We start from the raw sequence: 25511 nt of genomic DNA on the forward strand, positions 1-25511 counted from the left end.
GCGCCCTCGCGTTATTGCCAGCGCGAACGTCTATTTAGACAATTCAGCCATCGCTTCTGCCAATTCAGCGTTGGCTTCATCGAGTTTCTGCATTTTCTTTTCAATCTTGTCCGATTTTCCAGAAGCACGCGCTTCTTCAAGTTCTTGACGTCGTTGCTGCACTTCTCGTTGTTTCTCTTGGACTTTCGCCTGTCGCTCTTTTAACAGACCGTCTTCGGTACAATGCTCACGGACCTGGCTTAATGCTTCGTTTAAGCCATCAAGCTTGCGCTGATTACCATGCGCTTTTGCTGCATCGATTTCTTGTTGAATGGCCTGCTCTTTCGCCGCACAGCCTTTTAGTGGCGGTGTATTAGCTAAAGCAACCGACACTGGCAGCAAAGCGAACAAAGCAACACTGATAGATTTTTGGGTCATACAAACACCTCCTGATTATTGAGCGATGAAGTATGCCACGCAGTGCATTACCTAAGGTCTAGGCTATGTAAATTTTTCTGCTTAGTGAGGCCGTTAGAATGTTCTCGACGTGGTTAAAAAGTTGTCGAAGCGGAGGCGCGGGAGGACTGGGGGGAAGTGAGGTGCCTTCGTCAACAAACAGAAAAGGCACCCGGAGAAGTTTCGTTACCAAACGCGCTTACTTGGCGTGCGCTTTCACATACTTCTTCACTTTCTTCATCGCCATTTGACGTTTCAATGGTGACAGATAATCGATAAATAGGTTGCCGGACAAATGGTCGATTTCATGCTGCATAACGATCGCAAGAAAGTCATCGGTTTCAATCTTGATAGGATTGCCGTTCCGGTCTAATGCTGTCACGACAACCGAAGTAAAACGCTCCACTTCCGCATAGTAATCAGGTACCGACAGACAGCCTTCTTCGCCCATCGCTTTGTTGCTGCCACTGACAACTTCCGGGTTCACTAAGACCAATGGCTCGTCACGATTTTCGGAAAGATCGATCACCACCACGGCTTCCTTACGTCCCACTTGTGTTGAAGCAAGACCAATACCATTGTCGGTCGCGTATAACGTATCCAACATATCATCAATCAGAGACTGAATAGCGTTAACGTCCTGAACCTTTTCTGCCTGAATATTCAAGCGAGGATCCGGAGCGGTGAGGATGTCTAAAACTGCCATATATACCTGTTCAAATGTCTTAATAATTTAACTAGCGTGTTGGAGCGCGATTATCGCAAAGTCTCGTTGAGGTAGCAAAACTAAAGCATCATTAGGCTAAGCGACAACTGACAAAAGCACTCACATTCATCTTGAACCCGTTAAATTTTGGCGACGTTGTGGCTCAGCTTGATGTAAATAGCGCGTAAAGGTATCTCGCGGGCGCTCAAGATTGTTCTCAGCTAATACTCTTGAGGCCATGCCTCGGTGATTGCTTCCGTGCGTCAACAGATGCAGCAGGATCTCTTCCACGCTGAGTTGCCCTGAATCACCGTCGACAAACGTAAAGTGAACCACTCGTTGCAGCTCTTGTGCAGTGGCCGATTCAACGTATTGGATCAACCACGAGTCGTTGCTGTCCATTGTCTGGCGCAACTCATTTAACGTCGGCGTTTCGACTGTGTTGTCGGCGCTGTACTGTTCTGGCTCACCAAGAATGCGGCTGATGAACAAACTGTCCACCACCGTCGTGTGATTTAAGATGCGAATGAAGAACGTAGCATCGCTTTCGGGAAGCTGGGAAAACTGCTTTTCCCCCAGCATTAATAACTCACTGTTTGCCCATTTTTTATATTGAAACGCTTTACCCAACTGCATTGTCTTTCCTTAACGATGTCATTGTTAAATCGTGCCAGAGCGAATCTTAAAGCCATCGCATCTGGTCATATTGTCAGTCAATATTCTGAAATTCTAATACGGAAAAAAGGTACTCACATCCGATACCAACAGTGATTGTAGCTCTTGCAATCCCTCTTCCAATCGAGCCTCGTTACTGATCGACATGAGAGACAATCTGACGTGTGGCGACGTTTTGTTGTTGGTGCAAAAGTAGCTGCCGCTGGTCACGATCACGCCACGATTCTTTGCTTCCATCGCAAATCGGTCCGGTTGCCAATATTCAGGCAGTGGCAGCCAGATGTGATAGCCCGATGCGCTGCAGTCAATCGAAGTCAAAATTTCTCTCGCCCGCTTTTGTCTCTCGTTGGCGATTTCACGTTGTTGGTCAGCCAAACGGAACGCTTCTCCCGACTCGATTAAGAGCGTCGCCGCGATAAAGTTGATGGGCGACGCCAGCCAGATATGGGTTCGAATGTTGGCATTGAGTGCCGCAACCTGGCTCTCAGGCGCTTTTAAATAGCCACAGCGCATAGCCGGGCTGATCGCTTTTGACAACGCCGAAATATGAAACGTGTAATCCGGCGCAAAGTTGGCGATAGGAGCAATCGGTTCATCATCGAGAAAACAGTAAATATCATCTTCCACCAGCCAAACTTTCTTATCGTTGATGACCTCGGCAATTTCCCTCTTGCGCGATTCCGGCATCGAAACGCCGGTCGGATTCTGATGGCTGGGAATGGCAATCACCATCGCCGCTTTGTGCTCGTCAATGGCTGAAGCAAGAGCGTTAGGACAGAGACCATGCAGATCCATATCTACCCCCACTATCTGGCGGCCAGAGGTGTTGATGATGGCTAAGATTCCAGGGTAAGTCAGACGTTCCACCAATATGGTGTCACCCGGCTTGGTTAAGGTATCGACGAGTAAAGACAACGCATGCTGAGCCCCGTTGGTCAGCAACATGTTGTCGCGATTCGCCCCTTCCAAGCCATATTTTTGTGCCCACTTCACGCCAGCATCGCGGTGCGCGTCGTGCCCGGAATGTTCCGTGTAACCAATCACCGCCGTCGTCAGTAACTCCGCAGATTGGCGATAGGCATTTTTGAGTGCAGGTAAATTACGGTACAGGCAAGGTTGAAGGATAGAAAAGTTGTAACTTTGCTCTTCATCCGGGGCTTGGATGGCTTTATCAAGATCAGAGTTCGCCCGAACAAAGGTTCCACGGCCAACAAAAGACTCAAGGCACCCTTTTTCATTCAATAACTTATAAGCCTTCGCGACGGTTACTGGCGTTGTACCCAGCTCTTCCGCGAGCAAGCGATGAGTGGGCAGCTTGGAACTGGGTGGAAATTCACCGCTTTCAATTTTCTGTTCTATGACTTCTGCAATGCGAATGAATTTGCTCGTGCTCACGCCCGTTTTCCCTCGGAGTAACCCATCGTTGCCGGATGATAACATATGTCTTTTGGGTTTTATTACTTTTTGAATACGTCAAATTTATCATTGACATATATCAATATGATCAATAGCCTAATTAGAGCAACTAAATGACATAGTTCAATTTGGTCATTTACAACGTTCAGTGAGGAGAAAAAGATGGAAAAGATGCAAGTAAGGGAATGCGTTAACGTCGCATTTATCGGTCTGGGTGTGATGGGCTTTCCTATGGCGGGTCACCTTTCACAAGCGGGCTATCGCACCAACGTATTTAATCGCACAGAGAGTAAAGCAAGACGGTGGGCTCAGCAGTTTTCCGGCGAGTTTTTCTCAACGCCCAAAGCTGCTGCTACCGAATGCGACATTGTGTTTTTGTGTGTGGGAAATGATGACGATGTAAGAAGTGTCGTCTACGGCGACAACGGCGTGCTGGCTGGCATGGAGCCAGGTTCAGTATTGGTTGACCATACCACCACCTCAGCTGAACTCGCCGAAGAGCTAGCCAACGCTTGCCAAGAAAAAGGCATCGCGTTTATCGATGCACCAGTATCAGGTGGGCAGGCCGGCGCGGAAAACGGTGCACTGACGATTATGTGTGGCGGCGAGCCCGCCGTGTTTGAACGCATCGCTCCCGTGATGAAAAGTTACGGCAAGCAGGCCGCTCTGATGGGTAAACACGGTCAGGGTCAACGCAGTAAAATGGTCAATCAAATCTGCATCGCGGGCGTATTGAAAGGGCTAAGCGAGGGTTTATTGCTGGCTCAGAAGGCTGGTTTGGACGTCGGCCAGTTGGTTGAAGTTCTCAAACATGGCGCCGCAGGCTCTTGGCAAATGGAAAACCGCGCCATCACCATGTCACAGGGGAAATTTGATTTTGGTTTCGCTATCGACTGGATGCACAAGGATCTCAATATTTGTTTAAGTGAAGCCAAGCAGATGGGTATCGAACTGCCGCTCACCCAACAGGTTGATAGTGAGTATCAAACTCTTCAACAGCAAGGGCTTGGCCGCATGGATACTTCTGCGCTATTTAAGATTTACCAGCGATAACCATACAAAGGAGTGCGAAGTATGGAAATCTTCGGCAATGACATTACCCTTGTCATCTTGATCGCGTTAATGGCCTCGGCCTTTGCGGCTGGCTTTATTGATTCTGTCGCCGGCGGAGGCGGACTGATCTTAGTGCCCTCCTTCATTCTTGCCGGTTTGCCCCCTCAGTTGGCCCTTGGCCAAGAAAAAATCGTCAGCACACTCGGCACGATTGCCGCCATCAGAAATTTTGTTCGTAATAAGAAAGTCATTTGGACCGCCGTAGCCACAGGTATTCCGGCTGGTCTCATCGGCGCATACGCGGGCGCGCAGGCGATTCTCTATTTTGACCCGGATACGATTGGTAGAATCATCCTCTTTATGCTGCCTTTCGGCATCGCTTTGTCGTTCATTCCGAAAAAGAGTCGCCATGAGCCAAATAGCGCCCCCATCAACAAAGGTGTCATTCTCTTTGGCGTACCAAGTGCGGTATTTGTGATTGGTTTTTATGATGGATTCTTCGGCCCAGGAACCGGCAGCTTTTTGATTTTGGCCCTGCATTACCTGTTGAAATTCGATTTAGTGGCCTCATCCGCAACATCGAAGATGTTTAACTTTGCATCCAACATTGGTGCGCTGATCGCCTTTATGCTGGCTGGAAACGTGTTGTATATGCTCGCTATCCCGTTAGTGGTCATGAACTTGTTGGGGAACCATGTCGGCAGTGCATCCGCCATGAAATATGGCGCAAAACTGATTCAACGCACCATTTCACTCTCACTCAGTTTATTGATGCTGTCATTAGGCTATAAGTTTCTTGTCTGAAGTGGGCGAATTCAGTGCTTAAAAAGGCCTCAATCATTTGAGGCCTTATTGCTTTGCAGTGATTGTTGCCTTAGTTCCACGTTCATCAATTTCGCCAGCAAACGGGCAACCCGTTCACGCATATCACGCCTTTCCACAATCATATCCAATGCACCATGTTCCAGAAGAAATTCACTGCGTTGAAAATCGTCTGGGAGCTTTTCACGCACCGTTTGCTCTATCACGCGCCGCCCGGCAAAGCCGATAATCGCTTTCGGTTCACCGATGTTGATGTCGCCGAGCATGGCTAGACTGGCGGAAACACCGCCAAAAGTTTGGTCAGTGAGCACCGAGATATAAGGCAAACCGGCGCGAGCCAACTGGTCGAGTGCGGCGCTGGTTTTGGCCATTTGCATCAAAGACATCAGCGACTCTTGCATACGCGCGCCACCACACGCGGAAAAGCACACTAAACCACATCGATGTTCGATCGAGGCCTCGACCGCTTTAACAAATCGAGCTCCGACCACCGCCCCCATTGAACCAGCCATAAACGAAAACTCAAACGCGCAAGCCACGACGGGCAATCCCATTAGTTTTCCTTGGATGACAACTAACGCATCGCTTTCCCCTGTCTGTTTTTGCGCCAGAGATAGCCGCTCCTTGTATGTTTTCACATCTTTGAAGTGCAAGAGGTCCTGGGAGTGAAGTTCACTGCCGATCTCAACTCTGTCTTCTTGATCCAAAAAGCGCTCCAAACGAATACGTGCAGGCATTCTAATGTGATGCTCGCACTTGGGGCAGACCCACAAATTCTGCTCAAGTGCCGTACCATACAACACCTGCTCACAGGCAGCGCACTTGAGCCAAACACCTTCCGGAATCGTTGCTTTACGGGTGTTTAAAATGTTCTTTTTATCAAATAGCTTTTCCAACCAACTCATGGACGACCTTACTTCACCTTTCAACCGTTGCTTAGGATTGTATGCACCTATATTTGGTAATAAAGTGGCGATTATTAGTTTTATAATCCAACAAAATGGGATTATTGAAGTGCTAGATAAGATCGAACAACAATGGCTGACCAGCTTTCACTGCGTTTACGAGAACAATAGCTTTAAAAGAGCGGCGGAACTGCTGATGCTTCCTACCTCGAACGTCAGCCGTCATATTTCGCTGCTAGAAAGTCGGTTAAATATCCGTCTGTTCGACAGAACGACACGCCGCATTGCACCGACACAGGCCGGAGAACAGCTTTACGCTCAAACACAACCCTTGTTAAGTAAGCTGAACGATGCGTTAGAAGAGGTAACCCAGCATTCCAACGAAGTGATGGGGCAATTGCGAGTCCTAATGCCTGATTCACCGGAACTGGCTCATGCTGTCGTGGCCTTTTGTCGCCAGCACCCTTCCATTTCACTGTGCTGCGATACCAGCGTGAGCCCGAAGGAGGATTTGTTGGACGGTTTCGATGTTGTTCTGAGTTTTCAACGCGGCAAACTCAACGACCACAATTGGATTGCAAAAGAAATCAAACGCTGGCCAAGTGCTGTGGTGGCGTCACCAGAGCTTCTTAACGCCTACCCCACACCTTTTCATATTACCGATTTGAGCCAACTGCCCTGCATCAGCAGCTTGTCGGCGCTCAAGGGAGAACCTTGGGTGTTCAAGCGCTCAAATGCCGAAGTCATCACGCAAAAAGTGCAATCGGCGTTCAAAGTAAACAGCGGCAATCTCGCGAAATCCGGAGCCATTGCTGGCTTAGGGTTTGCAATCCTACCTATCGCATTCTGCCGCGGTGAAATTCAAACCGGATTGCTCAACATCGTTAAACTCGAATACCAACCAGAAGACTTGGTGCTCTATGCTTTCTACGCCTCACGCAAACACCTAGCCAAGAAAATTCCTATGTTTATTGAGCATTTACAGCAATGCGCCAGGGAAGACGAGGGTTAAAACGTCGTCTATCGAACCCTCAAAACATATCTACAAGCGTGTTTGATTACCAAACTCTGTCTAAGTCTTTCGCATACAAAGAAATAGCACGCTGGTATTGTTTAATGGCGTCGCTATTCGTGGTTGAAACCAATAGTTCAAGCAACAAAGACGTTGCTTCTTTATGACGGCCTAAATTGTAAAGACACATCGCATAGAAAGGCTGAACTTCGACAGAGTCAGGATACTCGCTGATCGTTTGTTCGAAATAGCTTAACGCCTCTGAATAGTTACCGAGGCTTCGATACGTACTCGCGAGACCAAATAACGCGTCAAACCGCTCTACCGATGAAAGATGGCCAACCAGAGATGATAAATAATGACCTATCGCTTCCTGCTCTTTACCTTCATTGTCATACGACCACGCAATTTGCAGATGTGCTTTAGCCGCGTAACGCTCATCGTTTAGTAGCGTAGCTAACAACGCTCTCGATTCTTGATACTTAGCCTCTTTTCTCAACTCAATCGCTTGTGTGATGATATTTTCCATATACTCCTCTGAGCTTACTGTCACGTTAAAGGAAGAGAGTACTGCCGCCAAAGCAGACTTTACCGCCCTAATCACCTGAGCAAATTTGCAATCAAAATGCGATGCACTGAACGTCCAAATTTAACGGACAGGTAAGCAAGTTTTTACTTCTTACGACTTTTTAAAGCCGATTCTAGCATCAACGCAAATGAGTAAACTGGGTGACGAGCTGAATTGGCTCCGTTTAACTCATGCTCAAGCCTATCCATATACTTTTGAATGGCTTCTTCTGGAGAGGCTGCAGTGATCGGATCAACATCAAGTTCAAACCCTTGGGAAAGCAATATCTCTTTCTCTTTTTGATAACTGGTTGACGCCGTGTCCAAATAGGTGAAATTGCGCTCTAGTCTACTGCCCTGATAGAAGATTTGATACTGATGGACAGGCATAAATTGACTCCTAACTCAAAACACAACGGCATTGAATAGCCCTTTCAGCACAAATAAAAAAGCCCCGTCTTCCAAGCTACGAGTGTATTCACATAACTTTGTTAGACAGACGGTATTACAAAGAGAGTTGTGGGCAACTAGCGCGAGCAGTAGACTTGCGCTAGCTAAAACGCCTGATTGAGGCGCGCTAAACATGAACCTTTGATGATGCTAACGCATAATCGATATTTAATTTGATGGAGATAGATAATGAACGGCAGTTGGTCCAACTTCTTTCCGTACTTCGCAGGAGCTTTAAAGATTGTTGTATTAGGTATTGGAGGCTACTTAGCGATTAAGTGGCATTTCGATGAAGAAGCGAGAGTAAGAGAAGAAAAAGGCGTGGCATTTGATAGATCAAGCTACATGAAAAAGATGGTAATGATACTCGCCTTTCTGGTCACTGTAGTGGTTCTTGTGATTTATGCGACTAACTGGTACCTCGACTAACAGGCTTTATTGGTACGGTCTGGCCAACGTTCCTTAATCTAGTCCAGCCTACGCTTATTAATGTTCATCCAACCAAGGGGATGATGAACATTAATAAGCAATTCAATCAACAGCAAATCACTAGCATTTCAAAAGAAGCGGAAACCGGTATTCCAGCCCGTATCCAATTAAGACTGCGTCCATCAAGTCGATGGTTATGCATTTCTTATTGATACTAGGAACCAACGCAGCTCAATTCCAACTGACTGAATCATGTTCAGTCCATTCGGGTAATAAAGGTTTTCTCGTCGTCCACAAAAGCCACAAAGCCGCCGTGATAGATAAACATCCGGCCACGCCCCTCAACGAGGCAGGCAAGCTGTGGGTTCAAATCTTCTTCGTTATTTGGCCTTTGAAACGTGCCGGTATCGGTGATTACGCCGTCGAGTGTCGGCAAATATCCATAAGTGCGCTTGGCTTGATCAATCAGGCCCAATTCGCTGGTGGTAGAGAAGTAAGAAGGAATAGCACCAGCGTCTTCGATGAATAGCGCTTTCAATTCTTCAAAGGCTGTAATCACCAGCCAGTCGATGTCGTTAACATGATGGATAAACATGGAGTTTCTCGGTAATTCTAATGCGGCGATGTTATCACTATCCGACGAATACGTCGTAGAGATTTAGTGACCAAAGTCAGCAATACTGTGCCATTCCCGGACATTTACTCGCCAACTTCAAACATGTTTCTGTCTTGAACATACACAGTTGGCTCTTCATAACTTAAATTGCCCCAAACCTTTCTGGCATAAGAATCAGGACTCATTTCTTCTGTTATAAATTGGCTTATTTTTGGTAATGCTAAAAGTGGCTACGACACTGGTGGCTATTCAAATAATAATGCCTTGCTTCAGTCACAGTTTTTTCAACAATCCCCCTATATAGTAACTTGCATACAATCAATACTCTGCTCCGATGTACGCTGTTTAAGTACGCGCTACAACAAGTTTATAAAACGTTCCCATGGAGGTCTCTATGTCCCAGGTTTATGATAGACATATCAGTAATTTAACCAAAGACACTTACGCTTTGATATTGGCAGGTGGTCGAGGGAGTCGTTTATTTGAACTTACCGATGTCCGAGCAAAACCTGCTGTATATTTTGGTGGTAAGTTTCGTATTATCGATTTTCCACTATCAAACTGTTTCAATTCAGGTATTCACCGCGTAGGTATCGCTACACAATACAAGTCGCACTCATTGATCCGTCACATTAGCCGCGGTTGGGGAAGTTTTAGGGCTCAACAATTTGTTGAAATTTTACCTGCTTCACAACGAACGGGCGATGATTGGTATGCTGGTACAGCAGATGCGGTATATCAAAATATTGATATAATTCGTTCACATAAACCCAAGTACATTCTAATTCTGTCTGGTGACCATGTATATCGTATGGACTATGGTTCTCTGCTAGCGGAGCATGTGGCAAATAACGCCGATATGACAGTCTGTTGCCTGGAAGTTGATACTGAGGAAGCCGCAGGTAGTTTTGGTGTTCTGACCGTAGATTCCAACAACAAAATAGTCGCTTTTGATGAGAAACCAGCCCAACCCAATGCAATTCCGAACAAACCAAATAAGTGTTTGGCTTCAATGGGCAATTATTTATTCAATGTTGATTTTCTTTTTAACCAGTTATTAAAAGATGTGGATGTCCAAGGGTCCACCCGCGATTTTGGCCACGATATCATTCCTTCAATCATTAATGACAGTAATGTTTTTGCGTACTCTTTCAAAGATCCAGACAGTGAAAATCAGCCCTACTGGCGTGACGTGGGTACACTAGACTCATTTTGGGAAGCCAATATGGAACTTGTGACACCTAAACCACAACTTGACCTTTATGATAAAGACTGGCCGATTTGGACATATCAAGAACAGCTTCCACCTGCTAAATTCATTTTTGATAACGATGAACGCCGTGGTATGGCCGTTGATTCAACGGTTTCTGGAGGGTGCATCATTTCTGGTTCTACCATTAGAAAGTCATTGTTGTATTCAAGTGTCCATGCCCACTCATACAGTCTTATTGAAGAGTCAGTATTGTTGCCTGGCAGTGAAGTTGGTGAACACGCTAAACTGAAGCGAGTTATCCTTGATAGTTATTGTTGTATCCCGGCCGGTTTGAGCATTGGTTATGATAAGGAACAGGATGAAGCCAATGGTTTTCGTGTTACAAAAAAAGGAGTCACTCTAGTAACTAAAACTATGCTGGAAAATCTTGCGAAATAAACGTACTGAATAATTTTTTTCGAAATACGAGTCAACGACATCGCATGGCGAGAAATATAGCACGAGAGTACAATTAGTCTTATACCCAAATTATGGTCTTATCTTCACCACTCGGAGATAAGACCACTTTCCACCTAAATACATACATATGACCTTCATAGCTTATTTATGGACAAAAACGCGTTAGATATAAAACTCTAACGCGTTCACTTCATATAAGGAAATGTATGTTGTAATTTAAAAGTTTGCTAGTTTGATTTACCACTTGCTTTCGAAATCATTGCAGTCTGGGCATGTGTATACATAAGTATCAACCCAACTTGACATTTCACCATTAGGCCAAGATGAACCGCATATTTCACATTCAACCTCTATGTCTTCAGACTCTTCGTTGCCACATAAAGTACAGCGATAACCAGTTGAGGAATCGTCGTTTGGAATCATCAAGTTATCATTTCCACACTCAGGGCAATCATAAGACTCCCAGTGTACATCATACATATGTTTAGGACGTACACCTCTGAATGCAGACTCGTGAGATTCTCGTACTTCAACCTTAGCTTCTTGCAGTTCGTGCTCATATTCATCAGCTAACGTTTTGAATACACCCAGTTGTTTCTCGTCGATAACCTCTGCTAACCCCAAAATGCCGAATACATCCGTAAATTCATCAAATCCACGAGTGAGCCGACCTAGAGCAAGCCTAACTTCCTTGGTGTCCATTGAAAACTTGTGGTGCTCAATGTCATTTCTTAAGTTTTTCATTGCACGAATTTCAGCAGCTAAATCTGAATTAAAATAAGCCTTGTCTGACTCAACATATGCAAGAGCGCTTTCAACAGGAATGGTATGTGGATTACTATATCCTTTAATTGGAGAGGAAAAATCAAACTCCTCTTCCTCAAGCACCTCATAAGCATCTATAAGAGAGATGCCATCAGCTTTAGCTCGTTTAGATACAACCTTAAACACATTCGAGTAAATTAAGTTTTCATTTACTGTAGATATATAGTGTTTAAGTATTAACTCCATAAAGTGACAAAAATTTAGTATCGCAAATTTATGCGCTCTAATATCGCCATCTTGACCTTGAGCATACTTATCAAGTGATTCATGCAAACTATCCATTGCATTGCCAATTATATCCAATTCGTATTTCGCCATATTTTACCTATTAAACTATCGCCTTGCTAAGGGGCAAAGGTGTGTTACACATCGACGTCAGCACACCTCTGGAAAAAAATAAGTTAGCGCTTTGGTTTGAGAATAGAGAGTACAGATTATTTATATTAGCTAAAAGTGAAAATTGGTTTAAAGCGCCCTACAAATAGAGCGCCTCTCTCTGCTTCGGCATCACTGGTTGATTCGTTCTAATATGAGGGTTATTTTGTCCACATTACTAAAGAATCGAGCTGGATATGCCGTAGGGAATTCAGATTCAATAAGCGCCTCCGTGACTGATAAAATTCGGCTCAATTCAGTAGTAATACGACTTTCATCTACTTGCATAATATTTGTAGCACGTTGTAGATTTGGTGTAGTACGCAAAATGTGACCAGCAAACACACGATTAGCATGAGTGAGAATTCCGTACCTCTTCTTATCTGTTTGCCTATTAGTTTGACCTAGTAACTCTTTAATTCCATGTTCAATCACTCTCTGATGTGTAACAGCATTGATTAATTTAATCCCACTGACAGATGAGTTAAATATTGCTTTGTAAGCTGAACCTTCTAGATTTTCAAAGAATTTACCACGTTGACTCTTCAATAGTGCCAGAGTCGATGGTCTACAACTCAAGCAAGCTAATGCATCCAAGGCTTCATCGATATCGATGCTCTTATCACCCAATGAATCACTAGATATGTCACTTCTAAGTAGCTGATATATATAATCTTCAATTATAAGTTCATCGCGTAAGCGCACTTGTTGAGGATGCTGAGAAGCAAAGTCTCTACCAAGGACTCGGTTTTGATGGTTATTAGCTCTGGTGATGGAGTTAATAATATCATCTGGTGCTCCTTGAGGTATCTGTATGAATCGAACCTGAACTTTTATATTTGCTAGGGTATCGTCATCAATACCATCTAAAGAGCCAATGCTGCTGACGGTCTGGGCACCATTTATCACACTTACATCTCGAAAATTAAATCGCCCCATGTCTCGTTGGTTTGTCTTATTACGTCGATGAGGTTCAACTGAACGAACAAGGACAGTAATACCATTGTTATAGAACCAAAAATGTTCAGGGTCGTTTAATGCCGTTTGCTTAATGGATTCGTTAACTTCTGTTTTACCTAACAAGTTACGAATATTCTTAGTAAACAACTTCGATGAGTGTAATTGCCACCATTCAGCAATTTGATCCCCACTAACTACACCGAAAAAAGCGGTATACGGATTGTCAATCTTACCATATTGCTCTAATTCGATATCTTCCAGATCGATGGTTGCTGATGTTTGAGCATGGCGCCATTGAGTAATATCTTCGGATGATACTAAGTGAACCTGAAATGGCTGTTCATGATTGGGTGGGATAGTTTCTAGAGATGCTGCTTCATTAAGCTCATCCTGCCACTGCTGCATATCAGATAGAATCGTGCTTGCAGCCCCACGTTTCCCTGTATGAGCCATAACAAAGAGAAACTTATAATCAATAGAGCCAAGTGCTTGACTAATATCTTCACGTTTGTTTCTCAGAATAGGATCGAAGCGGTCATATTCTTCTTCGATCAAGTGGTCACAGGCTTGTTTAAACACGAGGAAATCTGCGTTTGTCCACGTTGAACTACCCGATTGAGAATATTTTGCTTGTACAACAACAACAGTTTTTTCAGTATGGTTCACATGTATGGCATCAATCCCGCCGTCCTGCGAACTATCACATACAGAAGCTCCAGAAACATTATCATCAACTTGTCCAAGATGATGAACGACAAATGCAGCTATAGCTCGACTAGCCATTTTTACGTTGTAGTCTGATTGCCCTACAGAACATTCACGTTTGTGGATAAAGGACTCGAAGCGTTCTCGCAATGTTGTACCAAGTCTCGTTGCCATCAAGTTAGCTGTCGCTGTGGCAGGAGTTGCATTATCCTCTGGGGTTAATTCTGTAACAAAAGCCATAAGTATTCCTGAATATCATGCGGTTGGAAGTATGTAGAGCTGCTCACATGGACTATATTCCATTGCTGAACTAGAAAAGGTTAGTCAACCAAACACATAGTGCGCCATTAGAAAAACTTGGTCAATATTATGAAATACAAGATGTTGTGTTTTTTGATGCTAAATCGTTTTGGGGCAAATGTAAGGTTGTAGGGTAGAAAATACTGGGGGCGTTTTTGGGGCGTTAGCTTAAGGAAGTTTTCCATTTGGGGGCTAGAAAGGGGCTACTTTTGGGGGCTAAAAAGGGCTTTATCTTCCAATCCGCTGTATATACACTCATGAGCACAGAGACTAAAAAGCGCCCCTTTCGGAGCGCTTTCTATTTTATTCCCAATCGAGGATAACTTTACCGGAAGCCCCGCTACGCATAGCGTCGAAGCCTTTTTGGAAGTCATCCACTTTGAAATGGTGAGTGATAATTGGCGTCAGATCCAAACCAGATTGGATCAGGCTTGCCATCTTGTACCAAGTCTCGAACATTTCGCGGCCGTAGATGCCTTTGATCACTAAGCCTTTGAAGATCACTTGGTTCCAGTCGATCGCCATGTCTGATGGTGGAATACCCAACAGGGCGATGCGGCCACCGTGGTTCATGGTTTTTAACATGGAGCTGAACGCGCTTGGTACACCAGACATTTCCAAGCCAACGTCGAAACCTTCTGTCATGCCCAGTTCAGCCATCACGTCTTCCAGCTTTTGCTCAGCAACGTTCACTGCGCGGGTTACGCCCATTTTACGCGCCAGATCCAAACGGTATTCGTTCACATCGGTGATCACCACGTGACGTGCGCCGACGTGTTTCGCTACCGCTGCCGCCATAATGCCGATTGGGCCAGCGCCAGTGATCAGCACGTCTTCACCCACCAGGTCAAACGACAGAGCAGTGTGAACTGCGTTGCCGAACGGGTCGAAGATGGATGCAAGATCGTCTGAGATGCCTTCTGGGATCTTGAACGCGTTGAATGCTGGAATCACCAAGTATTCGGCAAATGCGCCAGTGCGGTTTACGCCTACACCGATGGTGTTGCGGCATAGGTGAGTGCGACCGCCACGACAGTTACGGCAGTGGCCACACGTGATGTGGCCTTCGCCAGAAACGCGGTCGCCGATGTTAAAGCCGCGAACTTCCTGACCAATCGCAACTACTTCACCCACGTATTCGTGGCCGACAACCATAGGTACTGGAATGGTTTTTTGAGACCAGTCGTCCCAGTTGTAGATGTGTACGTCAGTGCCGCAGATCGCGGTTTTCTTAATCTTGATCAGCAGATCGTTGTGGCCCATTTCTGGTTTATCCACTTCGGTCATCCAGATGCCTTGTTCAGGCTTTAGCTTAGATAGCGCTTTGATTTTCATACTATTCACCCAATATTGCCCCGCTCAGTGCGAGGCAAAAAATTCCATGTTCTTCGTTATCACTAATGGCAGTGAAAACTTAGATGATGCCCATGTCTTTACCGACTTCGATAAAGGCATCAATCGCTTTATCCAGTTGCTCGCGCGAGTGCGCTGCAGACATCTGAGTACGGATACGAGCCTGACCTTTTGGTACCACTGGGAACGAGAAGCCAATCACGTAGATGCCTTTCGCCAGTGCGCGCTCAGCAAATTCCGCTGCGACTTTCGCATCACCCAGCATGATTGGGATAATGGCGTGGTCAGCACCCGCCATGGTAAAGCCCGCATTCGTCATGCGCGCGCGGAAGTGCGCCGCGTTGTCCCACAGGCGTTCACGCAGATCGCCGCTTTCTTGCAGCAAATCCAGAACGCGAATCGATGCAGACACAATCGCCGGAGCCACTGAGTTCGAGAACAGGTATGGACGAGAACGCTGACGCAGCCAGTCGATCACTTCTTTCTTACCCGAGGTGTAACCGCCTGAAGCGCCGCCCATGGCTTTGCCCAGCGTACCGGTAATGATGTCGATGCGGTCAATCACGTTGTGGTATTCGTGCGTACCACGACCGTTTTCGCCCATAAAGCCAACCGCGTGAGAGTCATCAACCATCACCAGCGCGTTGTATTTGTCTGCCAGGTCACAGATAGCCGGTAGGTTTGCGACCACGCCATCCATTGAGAACACGCCGTCAGTGACGATCAACTTGTGACGAGCGCCTGCGGCATCAGCAGCAATCAGCTGCTCTTCCAGCTCTTGCATGTTGTTGTTGCTGTAACGAAAACGCATCGCTTTACACAGGCGAACACCGTCGATGATCGACGCATGGTTCAGCGCGTCAGAAATGATGGCGTCTTCTTTGTCCAACAGAGTTTCGAACAGGCCAGCATTGGCATCGAAACATGAGGTGTAAAGAATGGTGTCTTCTTTACCCAGGAATTCAGACAGCTTCTGCTCCAGTGTTTTGTGCGTGTCTTGTGTACCACAGATGAAACGCACTGACGCCATACCAAAACCGTGAGAGTCCATGCCCTCTTTCGCCGCTTCAATCAGCGATGGGTGGTTAGCCAGCCCCAGATAGTTGTTGGCACAGAAGTTCAGGACTTCTTCGCCAGACGCGATGTGCACCGCCGCTTGCTGCTGAGAGGTGATCACTCGTTCGGCTTTATAAAGACCCTCAGCTTTCACTTCCTCAAGCTGATCGCGAATCTGTTGGTAAAAAGCAGAAGACATTGCATTTTCCTTCTTGTTTTTTCTTTGCCTTGCGGCATGTAGGGTCAGTGAACGGATCCTTCAGGTTGATCCATTTACACTGTAAAAATTCAACTCTTCTAAGTGTAATCCAAGCTCAGAAAAGGGATTATCCCGCTTTGTGGAAAAGCATTGGTGATTTGAAGTCACAAATAAGGTTTATTATTCCTCTATCGCAGAAAAAGGGACGAAAAAAGCGCCTATCAAAGGCGCTTTGGTTTGATATTGAAACGATTTAGAAGAAGCCGAGTGGATTCACATCGTAGCTCACCAACAGGTTTTTGGTGTTCTGGTAGTGATCCAGCATCATCTTGTGTGTTTCACGACCGATACCGGACTTCTTGTAGCCGCCGAACGCCGCATGCGCCGGATACGCGTGGTAACAGTTGATCCACACGCGACCTGCTTCGATGTTTCGTCCCATGCGATACGCGAGGTTGGTATCGCGTGTCCACACCCCGGCGCCCAAACCATATTCAGTATCGTTGGCAATGGCCAGTGCTTCCGCTTCATCTTTAAAGGTGGTGATCGCAATCACCGGACCAAAGATCTCTTCCTGGAACACGCGCATTTTGTTGTGACCGGCCAGCATAGTTGGCTGAATGTAGTAACCCTGGCTGATGTCGCCTTGTTGCCGCGCAACTTCACCGCCACACAAGACTTGCGCCCCTTCCTGACGGCCAATTTCGAGGTAGCTCAGGATCTTATCAAACTGCTCTTGTGATGCCTGCGCGCCCACTTGGGTATCGCTGTCTAACGGGTTCCCTTGTTTGATGGTTTTCGCACGCTCCACCAGCTTAGCGATGAACTTGTCGTAAATCGATTCGTGGATCAGCACGCGCGACGGACAAGTACACACTTCGCCCTGATTGAAGAAGGCCAGCAACGTCCCTTCCAGACATTTTTCCAGATACGCATCTTCGTGATCGAACACATCGGCGAAGTAGATATTCGGTGATTTACCGCCCAGCTCCACAGTGGATGGAATTAAGCTCTCAGCGGCGCATTTCAGAATGTGGTGTCCGACATCGGTTGAACCCGTGAACGCCAGTTTGGCGATTCGATTACTGGTCGCCAGCGCCTGCCCCGCTTCCGCGCCATAACCGTTGACCACGTTCACCACGCCCGGTGGCAGCAGATCACCAATGGTTTCCATCAGCACCAGAATTGACGTCGGCGTTTGTTCTGCCGGTTTGAGCACCACACAACAACCGGCTGCAATCGCAGGCGCGAGTTTCCACGCGGCCATCAGCATCGGGAAGTTCCATGGAATGATCTGCCCGACCACACCAATCGGTTCCGGGAAATGATAAGCGGCAGTGTTGGCATCAATTTCTGCCGCGCTGCCTTCCTGAGCGCGAATACAGCCTGCAAAATAACGAAAGTGATCGACCACTAAGGGCAAGTCTGCCGCGAGCGTCTCACGAATTGGTTTGCCATTTTCCCACGTTTCAACAAAAGCCAATTTCTCGAGATTCGCTTCCACGCGGTCGGCGATTTTCAGCAGAATATTGGCGCGCTCCGCCACGCTGGTTTTGCCCCACTGTGCCCGTACTTCATGTGCTGCATCCAACGCCAGATTGATATCTTCAGCGCCCGAACGTGCTACCTGACAGTACACCTGGCCATTCACCGGCGAAATGTTGTCAAAATATTCTCCGTTTACTGGTTTCACCCACTGGCCACCAATGTAGTTATCGTAATGGCTTTTGAAATTGAAAATCGCGTTGTTGGTTCCTGGTTGCGCATAAATCATCGTTCGATCCTTCTCACTTTCTCATTCACGTTAGTTTGCTGTTCGGGTGTCGCGTTTTCCTTTTAATTCCGTCCCTTAGAAGACTGTTTAAAACAGACAAGCGGCGCACCTTCTGAAGTACGTAACGCAAATCACAAGCCAGAGTGCGAACTCTTGTTGTTAATGAAATGTAAAACTATGATTAACAAAATGATTAAAAGATCAGTGCTTCAACGGAATGGATGTTCGGGAGCTGCCCCCGATGTTCCAGTGTCCCAAAATGACACACTGCCACTGTGACAACATGGAACAGTTATGCAAATTCAATCAGTTAATCAAGATTGGCTCACCACTTCCTGGCATCGCAGCCAAGAAGCCGGGCTGACACAGCGAACCCGGCCGGAGCATATTCGTCTACCGAACTATGAGCTGAAAGAACGTAAATGGCGCGCCACATCGCTGCTTTCTGCTGTCGAAAAATACGCGCTGCCGCTGTTCAATCAAATGTGTGGTCACAGTGACAGTCGTTTGATTCTGACCGATAGCGAAGGCGTGATCCTCGCCACCTGGGGTCAGCAACATTTTAGCGAGAGACTGACGGAAATCGCGCTGGAATCCGGTGCTTGCTGGCAGGAAAAACTCAAAGGCACGAACGCAATTGGCACCGCGATTGTCGAAGCGCGACCCGTGACCATCATCGGCAATCAGCACTATATTCGTCAGCACCATTTCATCAGTTGTTCCGCTTGTCCGCTGTTTAATCATCAAGGCGAACTGCTCGGCATTCTCGATATCACCAGTGAGCAACAGCAGCACGATCTCTCTACTCAAGTACTGGTGCAAAACATGGTGCAGTTGGTGGAAAACCATCTGCTGTGTGATATTCCGCAAGGCTCGACTCGTATTAATCTCGCCTACGACCGTTCGCTGCTCAACAGTGGCTGGCAAGGCATCGTGATTGCCGATGAAGGCGGAAAAGTGCTGGCACACAACCACATTGCCGCGCAGCTATTAGCGCAAAATTCGGTGGTGGGCCACTCGATTGAGGAACTGTTTGATACCCGCGTGGCGGGTTTTGTGTTTGAAAAGCATGAACTCAAAGCCAAACCGCGCACAACACGGGCCTACTCCGCTTCCTGTGACCTGCATTTTGGTGATACCCATGTTGAACAGGCGTGGCAACAAGCCAATAAACTGATCGACAAAGACATTACTCTGTTGATCCTCGGTGAGACGGGTGTCGGTAAAGGAGAATTTGTTAAAGCGCTGCACAAACGCAGTTCGCGCCACAGCAAGGCGCTGGTCAGCGTCAACTGCGGCGCGCTACCCAAAGACTTAATTGAATCAGAACTGTTTGGTTATGTCGCGGGCGCCTTTACCGGCGCCAACAGCAAAGGCTATCAGGGTAAGATTCGCCAAGCCGATCAGGGTATTCTGTTTCTGGATGAAATTGCCGACATGCCGTTGGAGGCGCAATCGCGTCTGCTGCATGTGTTGCAAGATAAGCTGGTCGTCCCGGTTGGATCCAACCAGAGCTATAACGTCGACATTCAGATCATCGCCGCCACCCACAAAGATCTCGAACAGGCGGTGGCTGAGGGTCGTTTTCGTCAGGATTTGTATTACCGACTCAACGGATTGGTGTTGCAACTGCCCGCTCTGCGTGAACGTCAGGATAAAGCGGCACTGATTGAGCATATCCACCACAAATATCGCATTGGCGCACAAGCACTCTGCCCTCACCTGATGACACTGCTGTGCAGCTACCATTGGCCGGGTAACATTCGTGAATTGGATAATTTAATGAAGGTTGCGTCATTACTGTCCAGTGACGAGCCGGAATTGCGTCTGGAACACGTGCCCGGGCATATCACCAAATCCCTCACCAGTACCGCGCTTACCCCCGCAGATAGCGCAGCGATGGATCTCAAATCAACGGTTGAAGATACTCTGCTGCAAGCGTATCAAGCCAATCAAGGCAACATCAGTCGGACATCCAAGATGCTGGGAATCAGCCGCAATACCCTGTATCGCAAGCTTAAATCGCTCGGCATTTTGAAATAATCCGATGGATAGTTAAAAGTGATGATTTTGACCCTCAGGCTCACTGATTCCAATGAGCCTGTCTTTTTAAAAGAAGACAACATTTTCGCGTGAATACGCGCTTTCTTGAACGCAATATTTATGATTTCAATTCACTAATCGAGCAAAATAAAATTTAGTTTTATCAATTAGATACTAATATGCGGATGATTTATTGGTTTGATGAATACCATTTTTTGGCACAGCGCACAGATTGAGATATTAAAAACGATAGTCGGACACTTATCCGCCACAAATCTGCCAAAATGTCGCACTTTCTTACACTAACCGAACGATTACCTATAAAATCGACGGTTCGATGTTTGCCACTCTGTCCTGTTGCACAAGGAGTTCGTGGCAGCACTAAAGAGCATCCGAAACATGAATTTTTGGAAAATTGAAGAAGTAGAAAGACCATGTTAAATACCAAACTCATTGGCCTACTTCCCGACTTAGCGACATTTATTTTGGTGGTAAATGAAGGCAGCTTTACAGCCGCTGCCCACAAACTTGGGGTTACCCCCTCTGCACTGAGTAAATTGATCACTCGCCTGGAACTGGCCCTTTCCGTCAAACTGTTCGAACGTACCACCCGTAAACTGATCATCACTCAGGCGGGGCAAAAGGTTTACGATCAGTGCCTGGTGATGGTGAATGCTGCTCAACAGGCCGTTGAGCTTTCCGGCTCCGATCACACAGAGCCGTCCGGTGCGCTCACAGTCGCTGCGCCAGAGGCGTTTCTGAACTCGGTGTTGCAGCCCTTTGTAGTGCCATTTCTCAAAAAATACCCGCAAATCCAGCTCAAGCTGCGCGCCGCCGATGGTGAAATTGATCTGTTCAAACACAATATCGATGTGGCATTTAAACTAACGGACAAACCGGATGAAAATCTGGTGCTGCGCGAACTGTGTAAAACCAATCTGGTATTGTGCGCCAGCCCGGACTACCTTGAGGAACGAGGTGTTCCGACTCATCCCACGCAGCTGACTGGGCACGATTGCCTGTATCTGGCCGAAACCGACAAAGATCACCTGTGGGACTTTTTGAAAGACGATGAATTTCACACTGTTTCGGTGAGCGGGCGTTACGCCGTCAACCATTCGCAAATGCGCTTGAATGGAGTGAAAAATGGTTTGGGTATCGGTATCTTTCATGACTTCGTGGTACAAGATGCGCTGGCAGAAGGCAAAGTGGTTCAACTGCTCAAAGACTGGACCATTAAAAGCAACTATCATGGCGCGATTGCCATGCAGTACGCCCAGACCAAATACATGCCCGCTCGCCTGCGTGTGTTCATCGACTACGTCATGAAGCACCTCAGCCCGAAACTGAACGAGAAAGGATAAGTCATGCTGAAAAGGATTCACCACACCGCCGTTATCTGTTCCGACTATGCTCGCTCAAAAGCTTTCTATACGGAAGTTCTGGGGCTGGAGATTGTTGCAGAGAATTACCGCGCGGCCCGTGATTCCTACAAGCTGGATCTGGCGCTGCCCGATGGCTCTCAAATTGAACTGTTCTCCTTTCCCGATGCACCGGCTCGCCCGAGTTACCCGGAAGCACAAGGCCTGCGCCATCTGGCGTTTGCGGTAGATGATGTTGCAAAGGTAAAGCAGCAGTTGGAACATCAAGGGATCTCGGTTGAGCCAGTGCGCATCGATGAGTACACCGGACGCGCGTACACCTTCTTTCAGGACCCGGATGGCCTGCCGCTCGAACTGTATCAGGCATAACGGCACAAAAAAGCCAGAGTTCATACTCTGGCTTTTTTATTTCATTACGGATCAAGGCTTATTGCAGGGCATTGCGCAGCGTTGCAACCCGGCTGAAGAGCAGCCAATCACACAGCAAAGCCACAACAATCGTTGCACCCGCCAGCGGGAATGCCACACCAATCACGACCAGCGTTACCAAACCCACTTTCCAGATACCTGCTTGTGCAAAACGTGGCGGTACCCCCAGTCTGCCTTTGCCGACTGGACGGCGAATCCACCACATCGCGATGCCACTCAGCGCGATCAGAATAAACGACAGGCAAAACGCGACGTTAAGGTATTTATTCAACGAACTTAAATCGCCCTGATGCAAAGACACACCTGCGGCCATGGCTTTGGCGAATGGTGTGTAATCCTGCCAAGTCACATCCATCAGCAGTTCACCCGAATATTGGTCAAAGTGCGATGTGCGATCGTTACGCGGATCGGTGATGTCTCCCGCCATGGTATTGGCTGCGACGGTGTACACGCCCCTTGCGTTTTTCGGGAAGTAGACGCGGTAATGTTCAAAGCCCAGCGCCTGCGCTTTGACAATAATGCTATCGATATCGACGGTATTCGACGCCATCATGTGCGCCTCTTCCATCCCCATTTTGGAGTGGTCGTGCGCTTTTTCCGGTTCCGCCGACTGAGGCATCGGTGTCTGCTCCAGGTTCCAAGGCATCTCTTCTTCAGAGCCATGATTCAGGCTGGCGTGAGTAACCGGCGTTGAGGTCGGTTTCTGTCCCCAGGTGTAATAGGTTGGAAATGTGTTCCACGCTTGCACCAGCGTTTTCCCCCAAAATCCGGTCCACGACAGACCAGAGATCAGAAAGAACAGCAACACAATCGACAGCACACCACCCAGGTTGGCATGCAGATCACGCATGACAATACGCGTGCCGCTGCCAAAACGGATTTTCAGGAAACCAGCTTTGCTCGCGTTGTCGCGCGGCCACCACAGATACAGGCCACTCACCAGCAACAAAATACCCAGGCTGGCGGCAATTTCCAGCAAGTAATCGCCAGTGTCACCAATGAGTAGTGTCGCGTGAATGGAGTTCGCCAGCTGATACCAGCTTTGTGAGCGGTCAATCGTGCCCAGCACCTTACCAGTATAAGGGTTTACCGTCGCAAACAGCTCCAGACCATCGGCCATCTGAATAGAAAATTTATTCGCAATCTCCGGCGATGCCGACGGGATGAACTGGGTCACCGCGGCATGCGGAAAGGCTTCTTGCACCGCCATCAGCTGTTGAGAAACAGCCACACTGTGGTGCTGCGGTATGACTTGCAGTTGTTCACTGTAGCGCGCTTGCTCAATCTCATCATCGAACAACATCACCAAGCCCGTCAGAGAAAGAATGAGCATAAACGGTATGACGAACAGGCCAGCATAGAAGTGCCAGCGCCAGGTGAGAAAGTAGAGTGATTTTCCGCGCGCAGCAGAATCGGGTTGAGGCGTTGAAGCTTGTCCCAACATGAGTTTTCCTTTTTATAAACGCAAAAACACCCTCTTCAATAGGTATTGAAAGGGCGTCAGACGTATAACTTGACTGATTTACTTATAAGTATTGTAAGAATGATATTTAGGCAATGATCGGCTCAGGTGGGCCGCGAGGAACTTGTCTTTCAAATCGTACACTTAGAGCCAAAAAAGTGTAGCTGTCTGAAATGACAGAGCTCTGTGTGGTGTTGGGTCGTGTAGTTGGAAGCTTGTCGGCGTGAAAGTTCGAGAAGTGGGCAAACGGACACGGCTTACCATGTTGAGTTTGTGGCTTACCATCGGAGACTTTGACCAGTTCAAAACCATTGATGGTACACAGTGTTGCCCAGACGCCCGCGCTACTGCCGTGCGCATTAATCACAGGCATCAACGACACCAGTACCCAACTCAGGATACTGGCACGTAGCATGATTCTGTGAAAAAGCCGTAAGCGGGTCATATCGATTCTCTAATCTAATTGCCCGCCACTATATCTGCTCATCAATAAAATAACAGTGCTGATACTCAGAAAATTAACAAAACCTGCGATTTTATAAGGATATTTTCTCAACCGAACAGGCGTTTCCAGATGCTTGGATTACGCTTTTCGTGATACTCCTTGCGCAGGCCATCCACTTGCTGAAGTGAACTTTTCGCCGCGTCAAACTCGTCGTGCTCCAACTCGTTCTCGATCTTGTCCAGCGCGACGGTAAGCTTGTTGAAACCTTCCAGGTAAATGTCCTGTTTCTCTGGCGGGTATTCACCCAGTTTGGCTTGGGCCACCAGTTTGGTCAGCTCCTGAATCGGTGCTTGCATCTCTGCAGTCGTCTGCGCTTCAGCCGCATGTTTAAACTCCACTTTCATCTGCTTCATGATCTGTTTGAGATCAGAATCAGCAGCAAACACCTGAGTCGCCAACAGCAGGCCTGCGGTTAAAATAATGGCTTTTTTCATTGTATTTATTCTCTTCCTTTTGATGGACGGGACAGTTTACGCCATCCCTCCGATGATGTTGATGCGAAAATGGTTTCAAATGTTGAGCCATGTGAAACCGTACCCAGCCTTCACCTGCATCAATCAGCGCGCATACCACGCTTGATACTCTTCCACAGGCTGACGGCCACGGATTTGCAGGAACGCTAAGAACTGCTCAGCAGTATGGGTAATGACGTTGTCTGACTCGACGCCGACGTTGTCCAGCAGCTCACTTGCCAGCGTTAAGTTGCCGACATCCTGACAGAAGTGCGCATCGCTTCCGGTGGTGATCCAGGCACCGGCCGCTTTAGCAACTTCCGCTATCTGGTAACAGCGGTCGACGCTACCCACCCGGCTGTGCCCTTTCAGGGTGCTGTTGTTAATTTCAATCGCGACGTTGTGCTCTTTCGCGCAGTGAATCACGCTGTCAAAGTCGAAATCGAAGTGCGGGTTACCCAAATGGCCAAGCGCGTCGATACGGCCACTTTTAATCACATTGATCAGGGCTTCGGTATGGTCTTTTTTGTCCGAGGGACGAAATACAGGCTCATGAAAGCTGGCAATCACCCAATCAAGATGTTGGTCGACGGATGGATGAATATCGATTTCGCCCTGAGAATTGAGAATGTTGGATTCCACACCACGAATGATGGCAACCCCTTCAAGAAAACGAGGCAGGATACGTTGGTTGGCAAAGAACCAATAATGTGGCGCACCAGGCATGGATTCCGCGTGATCCGTGGTACAGAACATCGATAAACCGCGTTCTGACGCCGCCTTGGCATTTTCGATTAACGTGCTGTAAGCGTGACCACTGGCATAAGTGTGAGTGTGTGTATCAACCGCAAGTTTCATTTCGACATTCCCTCCCTCCGTAATCGCTGCAGTTTATCAGCCACACCGTACGGATACCAACAAAGAGGGAGAGAT

25 protein-coding genes are annotated in these 25511 nt (G+C 47.4%); 8 read left to right on the forward strand and 17 right to left on the reverse strand.

Annotated elements, in window-relative coordinates; all coding sequences use genetic code 11:
* Positions 1-30: 30 nt before the first annotated feature.
* The 4 genes from JIG40_RS18880 to JIG40_RS18895 all read right to left on the reverse strand — a co-directional run bounded on the left by JIG40_RS18880 (position 31) and on the right by JIG40_RS18895 (position 3211).
* Complete coding sequence (locus JIG40_RS18880) at positions 31-417, reverse strand: DUF1090 domain-containing protein (RefSeq protein WP_199465850.1); 387 nt, start codon at positions 415-417, stop codon at positions 31-33.
* A gap of 217 nt (positions 418-634) precedes the next feature.
* The gene (def, locus tag JIG40_RS18885) at positions 635-1141 is read right to left on the reverse strand and encodes a peptide deformylase (RefSeq protein WP_020332505.1); all 507 of its coding nucleotides are present in this window, start codon (positions 1139-1141) and stop codon (positions 635-637) included.
* A 126-nt stretch (positions 1142-1267) separates the two neighbouring features.
* Positions 1268-1777 (reverse strand): DinB family protein, encoded by a 510-nt coding sequence (locus tag JIG40_RS18890; protein WP_154182605.1) that lies wholly within the window; start codon positions 1775-1777, stop codon positions 1268-1270.
* A 93-nt stretch (positions 1778-1870) separates the two neighbouring features.
* Positions 1871-3211, reverse strand: a complete 1341-nt coding sequence (locus JIG40_RS18895) for a PLP-dependent aminotransferase family protein (protein WP_199465851.1) — start codon at positions 3209-3211, stop codon at positions 1871-1873.
* Between the two features lie 192 nt (positions 3212-3403).
* Here JIG40_RS18895 and JIG40_RS18900 point away from each other — a divergent pair, with 192 nt between their 5' ends.
* Positions 3404-4285: an NAD(P)-dependent oxidoreductase gene (locus tag JIG40_RS18900; protein ID WP_199465914.1), complete on the forward strand. Its 882-nt coding sequence runs from the start codon at positions 3404-3406 to the stop codon at positions 4283-4285.
* Between the two features lie 21 nt (positions 4286-4306).
* Complete coding sequence (locus JIG40_RS18905) at positions 4307-5089, forward strand: TSUP family transporter (RefSeq protein WP_154182610.1); 783 nt, start codon at positions 4307-4309, stop codon at positions 5087-5089.
* A 29-nt stretch (positions 5090-5118) separates the two neighbouring features.
* Here JIG40_RS18905 and accD read toward each other — a convergent pair whose 3' ends face one another.
* Positions 5119-6012, reverse strand: coding sequence for an acetyl-CoA carboxylase, carboxyltransferase subunit beta (gene accD / locus JIG40_RS18910; RefSeq protein ID WP_199465852.1), 894 nt, complete (start codon positions 6010-6012; stop codon positions 5119-5121).
* A gap of 103 nt (positions 6013-6115) precedes the next feature.
* On the opposite strand from accD, the gene JIG40_RS18915 reads away from it, so the two are divergent.
* Complete coding sequence (locus JIG40_RS18915) at positions 6116-7024, forward strand: LysR family transcriptional regulator (RefSeq protein ID WP_199465915.1); 909 nt, start codon at positions 6116-6118, stop codon at positions 7022-7024.
* Between the two features lie 46 nt (positions 7025-7070).
* On the opposite strand, the gene JIG40_RS18920 is transcribed toward JIG40_RS18915, so the two are convergent.
* Positions 7071-7553 carry a tetratricopeptide repeat protein gene (locus JIG40_RS18920; RefSeq protein ID WP_061055854.1) on the reverse strand — a complete coding sequence of 161 codons (483 nt, stop codon included), beginning with the start codon at positions 7551-7553 and terminating at the stop codon, positions 7071-7073.
* Between the two features lie 143 nt (positions 7554-7696).
* On the reverse strand, positions 7697-7981 hold the full coding sequence (locus tag JIG40_RS18925) for a hypothetical protein (RefSeq protein ID WP_199465853.1): 285 nt from the start codon (positions 7979-7981) through the stop codon (positions 7697-7699).
* Between the two features lie 249 nt (positions 7982-8230).
* Here JIG40_RS18925 and JIG40_RS18930 point away from each other — a divergent pair, with 249 nt between their 5' ends.
* Complete coding sequence (locus tag JIG40_RS18930; RefSeq protein ID WP_032082258.1) at positions 8231-8470, forward strand: hypothetical protein; 240 nt, start codon at positions 8231-8233, stop codon at positions 8468-8470.
* 256 nt (positions 8471-8726) lie between these two features.
* Here JIG40_RS18930 and JIG40_RS18935 read toward each other — a convergent pair whose 3' ends face one another.
* The gene (locus JIG40_RS18935; RefSeq protein WP_199465854.1) at positions 8727-9065 is read right to left on the reverse strand and encodes a cytosolic protein; all 339 of its coding nucleotides are present in this window, start codon (positions 9063-9065) and stop codon (positions 8727-8729) included.
* Between the two features lie 415 nt (positions 9066-9480).
* Between JIG40_RS18935 and glgC the strand changes: the two genes are divergently transcribed.
* Complete coding sequence (glgC, locus tag JIG40_RS18940) at positions 9481-10737, forward strand: glucose-1-phosphate adenylyltransferase (protein ID WP_032082256.1); 1257 nt, start codon at positions 9481-9483, stop codon at positions 10735-10737.
* Between the two features lie 258 nt (positions 10738-10995).
* Here the strand turns inward: glgC and JIG40_RS18945 are convergent, their stop codons facing one another.
* The 5 genes from JIG40_RS18945 to JIG40_RS18965 form a co-directional block, all read right to left on the reverse strand.
* Positions 10996-11901, reverse strand: a complete 906-nt coding sequence (locus tag JIG40_RS18945; RefSeq protein WP_199465855.1) for a hypothetical protein — start codon at positions 11899-11901, stop codon at positions 10996-10998.
* A 189-nt stretch (positions 11902-12090) separates the two neighbouring features.
* A complete protein-coding gene (locus tag JIG40_RS18950) occupies positions 12091-13863 on the reverse strand; it encodes an AIPR family protein (RefSeq protein WP_199465856.1) in 1773 nt (590 codons plus the stop codon).
* A 363-nt stretch (positions 13864-14226) separates the two neighbouring features.
* Positions 14227-15258: an L-threonine 3-dehydrogenase gene (gene tdh, locus JIG40_RS18955; protein WP_024374360.1), complete on the reverse strand. Its 1032-nt coding sequence runs from the start codon at positions 15256-15258 to the stop codon at positions 14227-14229.
* 79 nt (positions 15259-15337) lie between these two features.
* Positions 15338-16531 carry a glycine C-acetyltransferase gene (locus tag JIG40_RS18960; protein ID WP_024374359.1) on the reverse strand — a complete coding sequence of 398 codons (1194 nt, stop codon included), beginning with the start codon at positions 16529-16531 and terminating at the stop codon, positions 15338-15340.
* A gap of 253 nt (positions 16532-16784) precedes the next feature.
* Complete coding sequence (locus JIG40_RS18965) at positions 16785-18305, reverse strand: aldehyde dehydrogenase family protein (RefSeq protein WP_199465857.1); 1521 nt, start codon at positions 18303-18305, stop codon at positions 16785-16787.
* 294 nt (positions 18306-18599) lie between these two features.
* On the opposite strand from JIG40_RS18965, the gene JIG40_RS18970 reads away from it, so the two are divergent.
* From JIG40_RS18970 to JIG40_RS18980, 3 genes are all read left to right on the forward strand, one after another.
* Positions 18600-20348: a sigma-54-dependent Fis family transcriptional regulator gene (locus JIG40_RS18970; protein WP_199465858.1), complete on the forward strand. Its 1749-nt coding sequence runs from the start codon at positions 18600-18602 to the stop codon at positions 20346-20348.
* Positions 20349-20782: 434 nt separating this feature from the next.
* Positions 20783-21712, forward strand: coding sequence for a LysR family transcriptional regulator (locus tag JIG40_RS18975; protein ID WP_199465859.1), 930 nt, complete (start codon positions 20783-20785; stop codon positions 21710-21712).
* 3 nt (positions 21713-21715) lie between these two features.
* Complete coding sequence (locus JIG40_RS18980; RefSeq protein WP_020332483.1) at positions 21716-22099, forward strand: VOC family protein; 384 nt, start codon at positions 21716-21718, stop codon at positions 22097-22099.
* A gap of 58 nt (positions 22100-22157) precedes the next feature.
* Here JIG40_RS18980 and JIG40_RS18985 read toward each other — a convergent pair whose 3' ends face one another.
* From JIG40_RS18985 to JIG40_RS19000, 4 genes are all read right to left on the reverse strand, one after another.
* Positions 22158-23600: a PepSY domain-containing protein gene (locus tag JIG40_RS18985; protein WP_199465916.1), complete on the reverse strand. Its 1443-nt coding sequence runs from the start codon at positions 23598-23600 to the stop codon at positions 22158-22160.
* Positions 23601-23709: 109 nt separating this feature from the next.
* Positions 23710-24066 carry a hypothetical protein gene (locus tag JIG40_RS18990; RefSeq protein ID WP_024374354.1) on the reverse strand — a complete coding sequence of 119 codons (357 nt, stop codon included), beginning with the start codon at positions 24064-24066 and terminating at the stop codon, positions 23710-23712.
* Between the two features lie 107 nt (positions 24067-24173).
* Positions 24174-24560 (reverse strand): cytochrome b562, encoded by a 387-nt coding sequence (locus tag JIG40_RS18995; RefSeq protein ID WP_158143104.1) that lies wholly within the window; start codon positions 24558-24560, stop codon positions 24174-24176.
* A gap of 123 nt (positions 24561-24683) precedes the next feature.
* Entirely contained in the window at positions 24684-25436 is a 753-nt protein-coding gene (locus JIG40_RS19000; protein ID WP_061055863.1) for a phosphatase, read from the reverse strand.
* Positions 25437-25511: the final 75 nt, after the last annotated feature.

Origin of the sequence: Vibrio sp. bablab_jr001 (assembly GCF_016464285.1) — a bacterium.
Classification (GTDB): Bacteria; Pseudomonadota; Gammaproteobacteria; order Enterobacterales; family Vibrionaceae; genus Vibrio; species Vibrio fluvialis.